The organism is Paenibacillus sp. 37, assembly GCF_008386395.1.
Classification (GTDB): Bacteria; Bacillota; Bacilli; order Paenibacillales; family Paenibacillaceae; genus Paenibacillus; species Paenibacillus amylolyticus_B.
Genome location: NZ_CP043761.1, coordinates 3,361,939 through 3,376,366 on the forward strand (window position 1 = coordinate 3,361,939; position 14,428 = coordinate 3,376,366).

Consider the following 14,428-nt stretch of genomic DNA (forward strand, 5'->3'; position numbering starts at 1 on the left):
TACAGATGGCATAATCCATCAGAAGGAGGATTTCGATATGGTTGGAACTTCGACAAAGTCAGTGACACAAGAACGGAGAATGTCTGTCAAAATAGCAGATACCTTGCTTTCCGAATGCCAGAATGGCAATCATCCCAAGATTGCAGGCAAATGGGGCTATGTGGGCGGGATGACGCTGATGGCACTGGGACGCGCCGCCGAATGGAATCAAGAATCCCGCTACGCGGAACTTGTCCAGCGTCACATGGATGACCTCATCGAGAATGACGGCACTATTCGGACCTACCAGTTGAATGATTACAACCTGGATATGATAAATGAAGGCAAAAATCTGTTCAACCAGTGGAAGAATTCCGGAAATGACAAATATGCTAAGGCAATTTTGCACCTGGTTGACCAGCTTAAAGGACAGCCACGGACAAGTGAAGGTGGATTCTGGCATAAGAAAATATATCCGTTTCAGATGTGGCTGGATGGCATTTATATGTCTTCCCCCTTTCTGGCGGAATATGCGAGCACCTTCGATCATCCCGAGAGCTTCGATGAAGTGGCACGTCAGATTTTGTTGATCGAGCGAAAGACCCGTAATCCGCGTAATGGCCTACTCCACCATGCCTGGGATGAGAGCAGGGAACAACGCTGGTGCGCTCAAGATACTGGTCGATCCGTTCATGTTTGGGGCCGGGCCATGGGATGGTATACAATGGCCGTAGTAGATGCACTGGAGCACTTTCCCGTGGATCACCCACAGCGCGGACAGATTATGGGCATATTTGAACGAATGGCATACGCGATTGCTCATGCTCAGGATCATGATAGTGGACTCTGGTACCAAGTGATGGATCAGAACGGGAGAGCCGGCAATTATCTGGAAGCCTCTGCTTCCTGTATGCTGACCTATGCACTCGCGAAAGGCCTTCGGTTACATTATCTGGCTGAACTGGACCGTGAAGTCGTTGATCATGCCTATGCTGGAATATTGAAGCAGTTAGTCACTGAAGATGAAAAAGGGGTGCATCTGCACCACATCTGTCATGGTGCCGGACTCGGTGGGAAGAAGTATCGGGACGGTTCTTATGAATATTACATCAGTGAACAGGTCGTTAGCGATGTGCAGATGGGCGTAGCCCCATTCTTGCTAGCCAGTATTGAGATGGAGAGACTTAGGGCGGAAAAAGCGTGAACCAACACACTGATCACACAGACACTACAGGCATACGGCCGGACAGGAACAAGTTGTTGCTAAAATATCCTTCTTCCTGGTGGCAAGGGTTGTGGCGAGAAGCGCTTCCTTCCGGAAACGGTAAGCTTGGTGCTTCAGTGCAAGGCGGAATTCAGACGGAAACTGTGCTCTTGCAGCACAGTGAATTATGGCATTGGGGGCGCAAAGATGAACTGCCCGATGTCAGTCATACCTTATCAGAAACCCGTAAGTTAATGGATGAGGAACGATATTTGGAGGCAAGCTGGCATCTGACCCGTACACTGCAAGCAGAAGGTTATGCGTCCAAGTTGTCTTCACGATACCCACTGGCTACAATGACGGTGGAAATGAAGTGTAATAACGCTTTTCGCAAATATCGGCGGGAACTGGATATGGACACAGGGGAAGTTCAGGTCCGCTGGCAGGACGGAAGTGACAACTATACAAGAAGTCTGTTCGTCTCACGTGCAGACGATTGTGTTGTCTATGAGATCGAGACTCATAGAGTGAAAGATGGAACAAGTGCGCAGGGAACAGGTTCGGCTGAGCATTCATCGCTGTCGGGGACAATAGGCCTGCAATTCCCGCAGGGCGACAGGGTGAGAGAAGATGAGGAGTTCAACGCACTAAAGTCGTCTATAACGATAAGAATTGATCGGGATGATAGTGGAGACTATCTGTGCTATGGCGGGCAAAATGACGATGGACAGGACTACGGAGCGGTGCTGCGACTGATCCAATTGAACGAAATACCTGGTGCGAGTCATGATCAACAAAAGGAAAGCGAACCTAACGAAGATATGCTTAGCAGGCAACTTCATTTCCATATCTCTGGAAAAGTGCTTGTGCTTGTTAAAATGTTTGCTACGGGCAGACGAGCGCAGGAATGGACACGGTTAAAGCAGGAACTCGCATCGCTTGAGAGCGACTACAATACGTTGCTGGATCGGCATATCTCACTGCATCAACCGTTGTTTCGGTCCGCTGAGCTTGATCTGGGTGATAAAACGGATGACGGGCGCTGTAATGAAGACTTACTTCTGGAAGCCTATGAAGGTGAAGCACCTACAGGGTTTGTGCGCAAGATGTGGGCCTATGGTCGATATCTATTTATCAGCGGAACCTCTGAATATAGCGGATTGCCATTTGGATTATACGGCTTGTGGGGTGGTGATTATCGCTTGATCTGGGGTCACAATATGGCGAATGAGAATGTGCAAATGATGTATTGGCACACTGACGTAGGTGGTTTATCCCATCTGAATCGTTCGTTGTTCCGCTATTACAACGGATTAATGGATGACTTTCGCGACAATGCTCGCAAGTTATATGGCTGCCGAGGAATTTACATTCCCGCTGGAACAACACCGGGTATCGGTGTGCCTAACCAGATTGTTCCGGTAATTATGAACTGGACCGGAGCAGCAGGATGGATCGCCAGACATTATTATGCACATTATCAGTTCACTGGAGATAAGCAGTTTCTGCTCGAGGAAGCCCTGCCCTTCATGAAGGAGGCCCTTCAGTTCTATGAAGATTTTCTGGTGCTGGGTGAAGACGGAAAATACAAGATATACCCGTCTGTTTCGCCAGAGAATACACCTGAGAATTTTATGCCTAAGCATGGACAGCCACTGGCGCATCCTATGCCTACAGCCATTAATGCCACCATGGACATTGCTATTATTAAAGAACTGCTACAGCATGTCATTGCAGCCAGTCGACTAACTGGAGTACATACGACTAAGATTCCGTGCTGGGAAGCCATGCTGGAGCATATGCCCGACTATTTAATTGAAGCGGAGGGAGCTGTGAAAGAATGGCTGCATCCTGCGTTTGAAGATCGACGTGATCATCGTCATCTTTCACACCTGTATCCTGTTTTTCCAGGACAGGAGCTCACCCGTGAAGAACAGCCAGAACTGTTCCAAGCGTTCGAGACAGCAGTTGATCAGCGAAGGCTTGGTGCTCAGAGTGGTTGGTCCCTTACACATATGTCGTCCATATATGCTCGACTTGGCAATGGTGAGCGGGCGCTGGAAAGTCTCGATATTCTTGCGCGCTCCTGTGTTCTGAGTAATGGGTATACCTTGCATAATGACTGGCGTAATATGGGGGTATGTATGTCGATGCCCGCTGCTCCGATTCAGCTGGATGCCAATATGGGCTGGGTTAATGCAGTACAGGAAATGCTGCTCTATGTGTCAGAACAATGGATCAAGTTACTGCCAGCATTGCCAAAACGGTGGACACAAGGTTCCATTCGTGACTGGTGCATACCAGGAGGTAGAATGTCCTGTACATGGAACCGGAACTCGGGCTTCTTCCGGGCAGAACTTGTCGCGGACCGGCGGATCAATACGAAGCTTCATATTCCTGAATGGGTGAACGGATGCGTGATGCTCAGCAAAAGTGCCTGCTTATGTGAACTTGATGATAATGGCATCTATGAGCTTGAAATTGAAGTTGGTGGGGAACTAGTACTGGAGCAGTTAGCATCTGGACATATGCAATAAAAAGTCCACATTAGGCGCCTTTTCACGTAGCAATTATCAGTTGCTGCGAATACTTTCAAAGTACTGAACAGACTGAAGAGCAAAACAGCGGCACTCAAAGACTTATTTTCCAGTCTAGAAGTGCTGCTGTTTTTGTGATAAGGGGATGTAATGGCTCGTCAGGTTATGATTCATCTGCGGTTCGATTGGCCTTCACATATTTAAGTTGCGCAACGATGATGACGCTAATGATTACCAGCAGGAACCACGAACTAATTTTGCTAAAGCTAACCAGTTGCCAGGCATCATGCTGATCAGGATATTTCCAGCCATTGAAGAAGGTAGCGATATTCTCAGCAGTCCAAATGAAGAAACCAACAATGATAAAAGCAAGCGATAAGGGCATTCGATAGGTCGTTGCTCGTACCCGGTAAATAATCCAGGTTTTCCAGAAGACGACGAATACAAGCGCCGTCAGCCACCAGCGAAAATCGGGCATAAAATGATGAGTGAAAAAGTTAATATAGATGGCTGCTCCCAGCAGCATGGAAGGTGCAAAACCAGGCCATCCCGTCATGTCCATTCGCAGTCTTCGCCACACCTGACACATAAAACTGGCTACACTTGCATACATGAATCCGCTATAAAGAGGGACACCCAGGATTTTGGTGTAAGCTGGCTCAGGGTAAGACCAAGATCCCATCCATACTTTATAAATCTCCAGCACCAGGCCTATAATGTGAAATACACAGATGACCTTAATTTCATCCCGGGTTTCCAAGCCGCTTCGATACATCAGGTACTGCACAGCAAGTAATACAAGCAGAATGGCATCATACCGATGAAGGAAAGGAATAGGAATTACGCTGGACAGGGCCAGTGTACCAAAGATCGCTACGGGAAATATGCAGCTCATGGCCTGATGATAGCCAAAATGAAGTAGTTGTATTAGAGATTTCAAGTTGAGATAAACTCCTTTCCAAACATGTTGGAGCAAGATTCACTTAAGATTTAAGGTTCTTCATCACGGGCGTTTTTGCCTACACTTTATAATATAGATATGATCCATGAATAAAAAGAGAAAAAAACGCGCAAATCTGTTCTTGTTTTCAAACTGGAATCATCATGAGAACGCTCTATAAGAGGCGATAGGGTCACTCCATGTATATTCTCTTCTGGTTATGTTAAAATGAAATTCGTACAATTACATTAGACAAGGAGGCCGCTATGCAACCGATTAAACCTCAAGATATTCAGCTCCGGATCAATGAACTTGTGGATCAGGACTTATACGTACACCTCGAACTCACGTCTGGAGCGTATGCGCATCACTATGACAGTTCGAAGCACCCAGCATCGGCATTCATTACTAATGCGGCCATACGATATACGCAGGGGTCCATTTCAGGTACGGGTCCATACCGGGTTGGTCTGAAAACCACTCAGGGATGGATTTACGCCGAGGGCCTTACACATATTGACGAACAGGACCAAGAAAGACTGATTCTGGCTGGTCACGATACCCAAGGTAAACTAGTTGTGGCGTTACAATTAAGCCGAGAGATGTTCTGATGAAAGCGGAGGATTGAATAACCATGAATACTATACACAATGAGCATGAACGAATCTTGGTGGTGTATCCACACCCGGATGATGAAGCTTTCTCAGTGTCCGGAACATTAGCCAAGTACATAGAAGGTGGCTCTCACGTTACCTATGCTTGTCTAACACTGGGCGAGATGGGACGCAACATGGGGATTCCTCCTTTTGCTAACCGCGTCACATTGCCTCAGATCCGTAAACAAGAACTGATTGAAGCTTCAGCAGCCATTGGAATTCAGGATTTAAGAATGCTTGGTTTCCACGATAAAATGATCGAATTCGAAGACCCGCAACTACTCGACGATAGTATCATGGCACTGATCAAGGAACTGAATCCATCCCTTGTGATTACCTTCTATCCAGGGTTCAGTGTACATCCCGATCATGATGCGACGGGAGAAGCCGTCATTCGGACGATTAGTCGTCTTCCTGTAGGAGAGCGTCCATTGGTTCATTGCGTTGCATTTGCCCACAACCAGGAACAATTCATTGGTAAAGCGGATGTAATCGTTGATGTATCCGGATTTTTGAAACAAAAAATGGCGTCGATCCGCGCCCACCGTTCACAGTTTCAGGCAGCCGAGCTTGTCGGGGATCGAGAGTTGAATTCAGAAGAGATCCAAGCCCGTTTTGGCAGAGAAACATTCTGGACCTACCCATTTGCCTAACACCATTACGTAGAAGTCGCCAATTGGCGGCTTTTTTTTGTTTACATCACAATATCGACACAAAAATGTAGTGTTTATAGCCTGATTGAGCTATATGGAATAAATATCATTTTAAGTACACTGTGATCAGGATTGTGATAACGCTTCATTTATTACATTGCTTCAATGGATGAGGAACATGGAGAGTTGATTTTAAGTGGAATGGAGGGATGGTGTGTACAACCAACGTATATTTTGGATTAATGTAAGACCCGTTGAATACATTGCCACAGCAATAAGCAACTGTAACAAGAAGCCGGAATTGCGCGGTTTGAATCATGAGTAATCCTTGGGCAGGATTGGGTGCATTCGACAGCTGTAAGAAGAGTCGGGTTACGGGATTGATTTTTCTAATTGGAATGATGATGCTCCTACTATCCCTTCCGCACGGTGCAATCATGGCCTCCGCCGGACCTCGTGATCTCATTCCCCTTCAGTCTATGATTGACCGTTCTGCACCTGGAGAAGTCATTGAGCTTGCATCAGGTCGTTATTCTGGACCCGTGACGATTGACAAAAACATCACCATTCAGGGTGATCCTGCGGTCATAGTTGTTAATGCGGAAGCCACCTCTACGATAATGATTCGCTCGGATGGGGTGAAATTGAGCGGTTTTACAATTGAACATGATACGAATGAACAGACTGCAGCGATTCAGGTTGAAGGAGAAAACAGTGAGATCACGGATCTGCATATTCAGACCCAGGGGTATGGGATGATTATCCGGAATTCGAGTCAGGCAACGATTCAACGGAACAGCATTACGTGGGCCGGGTCTGATTCGGCTTCCAGTGGCCAGAAGGGCAATGGCATTGATCTGTACAACTCCCATGATAGCTTCATTGAAGCCAATGAGATCACCGGCATGAGGGATGGAATCTATTTGGAGAACAGTCGCAAGTCTACCGTTCGAAATAACAGGCTGTTACATACAAGGTACGGCATCCACTGTATGTACATTGACGGCTCTTCTGTCATGGACAATACCGGAGAGGAGAACATGACAGGTGCCATGATCATGGGCGTCAAGAATACGGTTATATCGGGCAATTCTTTTCGCAAACAAAGTACTAATGTACATTCCCAAGGGATTCTGTTGTATGACGTACATCAATCCTCTGTTCACAACAATGTAGTGGAAGGTAATCGTGTCGGCATGAATATTGCAGAATCGTCAGGAAATGAGATACATGACAATGCGTTGCTTCGGAATTTTGTTGGCATCCAGCTTGTTCTGGCAGAAGCTAATGAGTTTACACGTAACCGAATGGTGTCTAATGTCATTGAAGCTTCGGCACTGGATAGCCCGAATAATGTCCTGATGGAGAATTACTGGGACTCCTTTCAGGGGCTCGATCTGAATCAGGATGGAATCAGTGAAATTTCCTATGCCATCAATCCTTTTTATGAGCAACTGGTCAGTCGAAATTCTGCGTATCAGCTCTTTTTTCAATCACCGGGTATGGTCTTTCTGAGTGACTTGTTTACAGAAGGCAGAGAACAATGGACTACCGACAAATCGCCACGAATGAGCATGGATACGGAATCTGATCTGCACATGTCAGTGGAAAGGGCAGCAGGTTCCAAGTTGGTGTGGATGTTCGGGTTAGTTCTGTTGGGTATGGCAACTTTTATAATCATCTATATGGGGGTATTACGAAAATGAACAAAAGTTCGAACAGAAGATGGTCCATGGTTATGGTACTTATGTTTGGCATGGTATTGTTAACCGCTTGCGGAACTAAATACGCGGCATTGCCGATTAATGAAGACGTGGATATCTGTGCGATCTGTAAAATGCAAGTGAAGGACGATGCATATGCAACACAGCTCACTACGAAAGACGGCCAAAATTACAAGTTCGATGATATCGGGTGTATGAACCAGTGGAAAACAGAAAATGGCACAGATAACATCGGCATGGACTATGTACGTGATTACAATGACAAGGAATGGATTGAATACAGCAAAGCCACGTATGTATACGATGCTTCATTGCGTACGCCCATGGCATATGGAATTCTTAACTTTAAGGACAAACCTTCGGCTGAAGCTTTCATTGCAGAGCAAGGTGTTGGAACCATTATGACCGCTGAGGATCTTGCCTCCCATGACTGGAAACAGAACACAGAGAATATGGACATGATGGGTGAACATGGGCATGATGAGCACGGACATGGTGAAGAAGGAGATGGTAATGAGATGCATCAGGAAGGTGAGATAGAAGAAGAGTCAGGCCACTAAGTATGACAATAGAAAATGGTGATCAATGATGTCAGATATGATACAGATTGCAAGACGAGAAGTGAAAATGGGATTTCGCAATCCTTGGGCGTATTCGTTTCTGATCCTTTTTTGCACCTTTAGCTTAAGCTTGTTACTGCTGAATTCGCAGAATCTGGTTGAAGGATATTCGGGCACCACAGGTTCCATGTTGAATCTCATTCTCTACCTTTTGCCATTAATGACGCTATTCCTCGGTTCCTTCTCACTAACATCCGAAAAGGAAGACGGCAGTTGGCAACTCCTATCCACGTATCCCATCGGCACGATGTCTTTTATTGTGGGCAAGTATCTTGGGCTGTCGATTGTTTTAATCACCATTGTTGCGTTTGGATACGGCCTGATGGGGGTCATTAGCGGAGTAATCGGGAATCCATTGGATACCATGACATATCTTCTTTTTCTGGCATTTTCCTGTGGACTGGTGTTGTTATTCCTAACTCTGGCGCTATTTATCGGTTCGTTGTCGCGCAATCGGTGGCAGGCGTTAACGATCTCGGTGACCGTATGGTTTTTCGCTGTTATTGGGTGGCCGACCTTATTGCTCTCTGTGCTGGGACTGATGCCTTATCTGTGGGTGAAACCGCTACTGATTATACTAACGCTCATCAATCCGGCAGAGCTGGTGCGATTGTTTGTAGTCATCAAACTGGGAGGCGGCTCCATTCTTGGACCAGAATATTATCGATGGGTGGAGTGGGTGCAGCAACCAAGTGGCAGTTGGATCTTCATCGGGATATGCCTGTTCTGGATAACCTTCTCTATCTTGGCGGTATATGCGATCTGGGAGAGGGGGCGTTCTCATGGATAAAGTAGGGCTCGAAGTGATAGGATTGTGCAAATCCATTAAAAAGCAACCCATTGTTGAGGATATTTCCTTTCATTTGACTTCTGGACAAGTCCTTGCCCTCTGTGGAGGGAATGGCGCAGGAAAGAGCACGGTACTGCGTATGATCGCTGGAATTCTTCGGCCTACCTCCGGTGAGGTTGCGGTGAACAATGTGCGATGGTTGAAGGAACGCAAGCGTTATTCAGAGCAGATTGGATATATGCCGGACGATTATCAATTTAATCAAGGACTGAGTGCGGAGGAAATGCTTCTGTTCTGGGCTTCTCTGAGGAAAGTTCCCAAGGAGAGAGTACAGGAAGTACTGACCATGGTAGGTTTGGAAGATCAAAAGAAAAACCGGGTTACGACCTTCTCCAAAGGCATGCGCCAACGTGTGTTATTCGCCCAGGCTGTGCTGTCGAAACCTCCACTGCTCATCATGGATGAGCCAACAAATGGATTGGACCCATTTTGGATGCAGGAATTAACTCAGCTGCTCAAGGGAATCAAACAGGATGGTCACATGGTCGTGTTCTCAACCCATCAGTTGGAGATCGCGGACGACATTGCGGATCAGGTGATATTCATGAACCATGGACGTAATGTTGGAGAGGGCTCCACTCACGACTTTCGTGATCAATTTGGTTCGCTCCATGCAGCATTTCATCAAAGTCTTGGTTTAAAGTGAAGGTGAGTTTATTGCAGAAGAACAGTTTTAAAAGCAGACGTACATTTACAATTATGATTGGTGTGATCGCATTGTTAGCAGGTACATGGGCCATTTTCGAAAATGTGTCGACACCCGAATCTGGGCGTGGCATCTCTATTCAAGCAGGTGCAAAAGCCCCTGAGTTCACAGCGGTTAATTCAGCAGGCGAACAAATCAAGCTATCCGATTATCGGGGCAAAGCCGTCATGATTAACTTTTGGGCTTCATGGTGCACCCCCTGTGTAAGGGAGATGCCGCTCGTTCACCAGATAGCTCAGAACTATCAGAACGACGTGGAAACCCTGTTTGTTAACGTGGGGGAATCGAAGGGCACGATCCGTGAGTTTATGGATAAGCAGGCGTTTGATTTTCCGGTGATCATTGATGTGACGGGCAACATATCAGGTATGTATCGTATAACGGGTTTGCCCGCAACAATGGTCATTGATAGGGATGGGGAGTTCCGTCACATACTGCTCGGTGAACTGACCGAAGATATACCATTGCAACAATGGTTGGAAGAGAGTATTTAGGTGTAAGCGTTGGATGGTGAGAAAAGGGGAAGGAACGCCAGAGATTACCATGTTACAAGTGAAATGAATTTACGTTAAAATCACCTACAAAAAGTAACCAATAAAAAGCCGAACACCCATTTAACAAGGGGGTGTCCGGCTTTAATTTTGAAGTTATGCTGCTTCGCAGCCGATTACAATACAGCAGCTGAAGCGTGATTGTTACGAGCGATTCTGGTTGCGTCAACCATGTTACGCAGGGAAGCAACCGTTTCTTCCTGTCCACGGGTTTTCAATCCGCAGTCCGGGTTAATCCAGAACAGCTTCGGATCAAGAACACGCAGGGCACGTTCAATCATGCTGCTCATTTCATCTACACTCGGAACTCGTGGGCTGTGGATGTCATATACGCCAAGACCGATACCGAGCTCATACGTATTTTCTTCAAAGCTATGAATCAGTTCACCGTGACTACGGGATGTCTCAATGGAGATAACATCCGCATCCATAGCTTCAATGGAATCAATCATGTCATGGAATTCGCAATAGCACATATGCGTATGGATTTGAGTCGTTTCATGCACCGTGCACGTGGAGATACGGAACGCTTTGACTGCCCAAGCCAGGTAATCGGCTTGTTCATTTTCTTTCAGCGGAAGCCCTTCACGAACAGCCGGCTCGTCAACCTGGATCATGCCAATACCTGCCTGTTCAAGTGCCTCGACTTCCTGTCTCAACGCATACGCCAATTGATAGGCAATCTGCTCACGAGCAATGTCTTCGCGTACGAATGACCAGTTCATGATGGTAATCGGGCCAGTCAACATGCCTTTGACAGGACGCTCAGTCTGCGATTGGGCATATTTCGTTTCTTCCACCGTCATTGCACCCGTAAATGCAACATCGCCGAAGATAATAGGTGGCTTCACACAACGTGAACCATACGATTGTACCCAGCCGAACTGTGTAAAGGCAAAACCGGCAAGTTTCTCGCCAAAGAATTCAACCATGTCGGTACGCTCAAACTCACCATGCACCAGTACGTCAATTCCGATCTCTTCCTGAATCTTAATCCAGATATCAATCTGCTCCCGGATGAAGGCAGCATACTGTTCGTTGTTCAACTCGCCCTTACGCCATAATTGACGTGCTTTTCTGACTTCAGCAGATTGCGGGAAACTACCAATCGTTGTTGTCGGGAAGAGTGGTAATTGCCATTTGGCCTGTTGGGCTTCATGACGCTCTGCAAAAGGACGGGAGCGCTCTGGCTGTTGAACACTGATGGAAGAAACGGCTTTCTGTACAGCGGTACGGTTCCGATCTTCGGATTGCTGAAGCGCCAGAAGAGGAAGCTCTGCTTCGTTAATTTTAGCGGTAATCTCTGCACTTGGTGAAGATAAGGCTGTAGTCAAAAGAACAACCTCATCCAGCTTTTCATCTGCAAATGCCAGAGCATTCTTCAGTTCGGTTGTAAGCTTTGCCTCCCGTTCTGTCGTTACTGGCACATGCAGCAGGCTGCAGGATGATTGCACGATGATACGTTCAGGCGTCACGAACTCAGTCAGTTCATTCAGCAATTTTAGTTTTCCTTGAAGGGAAGCTTTCCAGATCCCACGTCCATCAATAATACCTGCACCGAGCACTTTGTCTGCTGGGAAACCGGAAGTCCGAATAGATTGTGTGTTACCAGAGAGTCCGTGTACAAAATCAAGTCCTACACCTTGAACTGGCAGTGCAACAATATCGTTGTAGTTTTCGACAGATTCAAAGTACGTTTGCAGCATGATATTCAGGCCTGGAACGGCTGCGGCAAATGCTTTATATATTTTATTCAGACGCTGTACGTCTTCATCGTTTAATTTGGTTACCAGAATAGGCTCGTCGACCTGCACCCACTGAACGCCTTCGCTTGCAAGTTCTTGAAGCAATTGAGTGTAAAGTGGCAGCAAGCGGTCCAGCCAAGCGTCTGTCTCGGATTTATCATAGCCTTTGGAGAGCTTCAGGAAGGTTAACGGTCCAACGATTACCGGTTTGCCTTCAATGCCGAGTTTTTCTTTTGCTTCACGATAAGCGAGAAGTGGTTTGTTCTCCGTCAGAGTTGGGGAAGCCCCGTCCAGTTCAGGTACTATGTAGTGATAGTTGGTGTTGAACCATTTTGTCATTTCGCTTGCTGCGGCATCTTTTGTTCCTCGGGCAATGCCATAATATACGGACAACGGAACGGAACCACCATCATAAGCAAAACGTTTAGGAATAATGCCAAACATCACAGCCGTATCCAGGATATGATCATAATAGCTAAAGTCATTCACCGGAATGATGTCGATGCCTTTCGCTTGTTGCTTGCGCAAATGATCGATACGGATCTCTTGCAAACGTGCGTGAAATTCTGATTCTTCCAGCTTGCCTGCCCAGAACGCTTCCAACGCTTTCTTCCATTCCCGATCAGCACCAATACGCGGATATCCCAATACACTACTCTTTGTCATCGTTTAAAACCCCTCTGCTTTTATGTTACACAAAATTTATCACAGATCCGGAGTTATAATGTAATTCCATTAAATTATACCTAGTTATAGCCTGGGGCTATATCAGAAAGTATGTTCAGCATGAAGTATGAACTTGAAGAAGTCATTACGTTTGAAATAGATATCACTAATGTTACAATGGTTAACTAAGTTCATACGAATGATTGAAAGGAAGGCGGTACGCATGAATCTGTATCATATCCAGTCGACCGTGCATGGAATCAACAGAGTAACATCCTTTTTGGAAGACAATTATATTGGAATCGCTTGGTCAGGTACAAGGGATCTGGAGGAAACGCCCCCGGAGCTATGGAAGGAACAGTTGGTTCAACACTATAGCTTGGATGAAGCAGAATTGGCGACCACACTCGCGACACTACATATGTTTGCTAACCTCATGCAGGATGGAGATTATGTATTAATTAGCGATGATGAATGGACGTATGTTGGAGATATCGGGGATTATTATTACGACGATTCCGCTGGCTCAGAAAACGACTTGATCTGTCACCGTCGCGGAGTGACATGGTTGGGTCGTATTCCTCGCGCTGAGCTGAATGACAAAGTGCAGGCACTGCAGAATGATTCAGCCATCCTTGCGAAGTTTGAGTATCCCATATCACAAGCACAGCTGGATCGAGGTCTTGCAGTCAGTATAACAGCCGAAGCAACGAACTCTCTCTCAACAGGGGTAGATGAAGCCACGATTCAGACAGCTCTCCAGGTGCTGAGAGAAGCGTTACACAGTGAAGAAGAAGAGGTGCGAATTCGTGCGGCTACAGCCATTTTGCAGTATGCCAAACCATAGGAAGACTATGTTAAGACTAAGAATGGTTACTGGGTTTAGATAGTAACCATTTGCGGATCAGCAATTTCAATATTTATAAACCTTGAGAAAGTTCTGAGATCTGTTCCTTTACATTCCTATGAGTTAGTCCACCGTGATAACAAACCACAGATGAAATGTCGAGTTCCATATACTTCTTTAAGGAGCAACGAGCCGTTTCGATATCCAGTGTAGTAGGTTCATGAATGCCTCCAAGCCTGCCGTCTACACTGTACATTGAATCTCCGGCGATGAGCGTCTTGCTGCCCGTCAAATATAGACTGATATGACCTGGCGTATGACCAGGTGTATGAATAACGCGAATTCCACCACAAAACGGCAGTTCCTGACCATCAGTCACCGTTTCATTTACTTTTCCCTTAGGAGGATGCTCAAGGTGACCGTCTTTGAGAAGAGGGAGCTGTCCCTCAATATATGGCTTATCCAGCTCATGCGCATATATCTTGACTTGTGAGCCACACTCTTTCAAAATCTCGGGAAGACAGCCGATATGGTCCACATCCTGATGCGTCAAAATCACTGCTTTAAGTTGGCTGATCGGCACACCAATCTTTCCGAGTGCGATACACAAATCGTCATATTGTCCAGGGAAACCGGTATCAATTAACACAACCATTTCTTCATCCCATATCAGAACAGGGTGAATCAAATTCCCCTTAAAATCAAGCTGAAGCATTTCTATTCCCTTTGAAATTTCCATAATATCAGACC

13 protein-coding genes are annotated in these 14,428 nt (G+C 46.3%); 10 read left to right on the top strand and 3 right to left on the bottom strand.

The genetic code is table 11. From position 1 onward, the window contains the following. Positions 1 to 37 precede the first annotated feature (37 nt). The gene (locus tag F0220_RS14490) at positions 38 to 1,183 is read left to right on the top strand and encodes a glycoside hydrolase family 88/105 protein (protein ID WP_223199946.1); all 1,146 of its coding nucleotides are present in this window, start codon (positions 38 to 40) and stop codon (positions 1,181 to 1,183) included. Next, positions 1,180 to 3,720, top strand: a complete 2,541-nt coding sequence (locus F0220_RS14495) for a glycosyl hydrolase family 95 catalytic domain-containing protein (RefSeq protein ID WP_149846640.1) — start codon at positions 1,180 to 1,182, stop codon at positions 3,718 to 3,720. Before F0220_RS14490 ends, F0220_RS14495 begins: the two co-directional genes overlap by 4 nt. Before the next feature lie 163 nt (positions 3,721 to 3,883). Here the strand turns inward: F0220_RS14495 and F0220_RS14500 are convergent, their stop codons facing one another. Continuing rightward, positions 3,884 to 4,660 (bottom strand): DUF817 domain-containing protein, encoded by a 777-nt coding sequence (locus tag F0220_RS14500; RefSeq protein WP_149846641.1) that lies wholly within the window; start codon positions 4,658 to 4,660, stop codon positions 3,884 to 3,886. A gap of 266 nt (positions 4,661 to 4,926) precedes the next feature. Here F0220_RS14500 and F0220_RS14505 point away from each other — a divergent pair, with 266 nt between their 5' ends. The 7 genes from F0220_RS14505 (at position 4,927) to F0220_RS14535 (ending at position 10,363) form a co-directional block, all read left to right on the top strand. Beyond that, a complete protein-coding gene (locus F0220_RS14505) occupies positions 4,927 to 5,271 on the top strand; it encodes a YojF family protein (protein ID WP_091016410.1) in 345 nt (114 codons plus the stop codon). A gap of 23 nt (positions 5,272 to 5,294) precedes the next feature. After that, complete coding sequence (gene bshB2 / locus F0220_RS14510; protein ID WP_091016408.1) at positions 5,295 to 5,969, top strand: bacillithiol biosynthesis deacetylase BshB2; 675 nt, start codon at positions 5,295 to 5,297, stop codon at positions 5,967 to 5,969. Between the two features lie 317 nt (positions 5,970 to 6,286). Continuing rightward, the gene (locus F0220_RS14515) at positions 6,287 to 7,675 is read left to right on the top strand and encodes a right-handed parallel beta-helix repeat-containing protein (RefSeq protein WP_223199947.1); all 1,389 of its coding nucleotides are present in this window, start codon (positions 6,287 to 6,289) and stop codon (positions 7,673 to 7,675) included. Next, positions 7,672 to 8,253 carry a nitrous oxide reductase accessory protein NosL gene (locus tag F0220_RS14520; RefSeq protein WP_091016406.1) on the top strand — a complete coding sequence of 194 codons (582 nt, stop codon included), beginning with the start codon at positions 7,672 to 7,674 and terminating at the stop codon, positions 8,251 to 8,253. Before F0220_RS14515 ends, F0220_RS14520 begins: the two co-directional genes overlap by 4 nt. A 28-nt stretch (positions 8,254 to 8,281) precedes the next feature. Beyond that, positions 8,282 to 9,103, top strand: coding sequence for an ABC transporter permease (locus tag F0220_RS14525; RefSeq protein ID WP_149846920.1), 822 nt, complete (start codon positions 8,282 to 8,284; stop codon positions 9,101 to 9,103). After that, complete coding sequence (locus F0220_RS14530) at positions 9,096 to 9,809, top strand: ABC transporter ATP-binding protein (RefSeq protein ID WP_149846642.1); 714 nt, start codon at positions 9,096 to 9,098, stop codon at positions 9,807 to 9,809. The genes F0220_RS14525 and F0220_RS14530 overlap by 8 nt, the downstream gene beginning before the upstream one ends. 53 nt (positions 9,810 to 9,862) lie before the next feature. Beyond that, a complete protein-coding gene (locus tag F0220_RS14535; RefSeq protein ID WP_223199948.1) occupies positions 9,863 to 10,363 on the top strand; it encodes a TlpA family protein disulfide reductase in 501 nt (166 codons plus the stop codon). A gap of 173 nt (positions 10,364 to 10,536) precedes the next feature. Here the strand turns inward: F0220_RS14535 and metE are convergent, their stop codons facing one another. Further along, positions 10,537 to 12,831 (bottom strand): 5-methyltetrahydropteroyltriglutamate--homocysteine S-methyltransferase, encoded by a 2,295-nt coding sequence (gene metE, locus F0220_RS14540; protein WP_149846643.1) that lies wholly within the window; start codon positions 12,829 to 12,831, stop codon positions 10,537 to 10,539. Between the two features lie 223 nt (positions 12,832 to 13,054). Here metE and F0220_RS14545 point away from each other — a divergent pair, with 223 nt between their 5' ends. Then, a complete protein-coding gene (locus tag F0220_RS14545; protein WP_149846644.1) occupies positions 13,055 to 13,678 on the top strand; it encodes a hypothetical protein in 624 nt (207 codons plus the stop codon). 73 nt (positions 13,679 to 13,751) lie between these two features. Here the strand turns inward: F0220_RS14545 and F0220_RS14550 are convergent, their stop codons facing one another. After that, on the bottom strand, positions 13,752 to 14,417 hold the full coding sequence (locus F0220_RS14550; protein ID WP_149846645.1) for an MBL fold metallo-hydrolase: 666 nt from the start codon (positions 14,415 to 14,417) through the stop codon (positions 13,752 to 13,754). Positions 14,418 to 14,428: the final 11 nt, after the last annotated feature.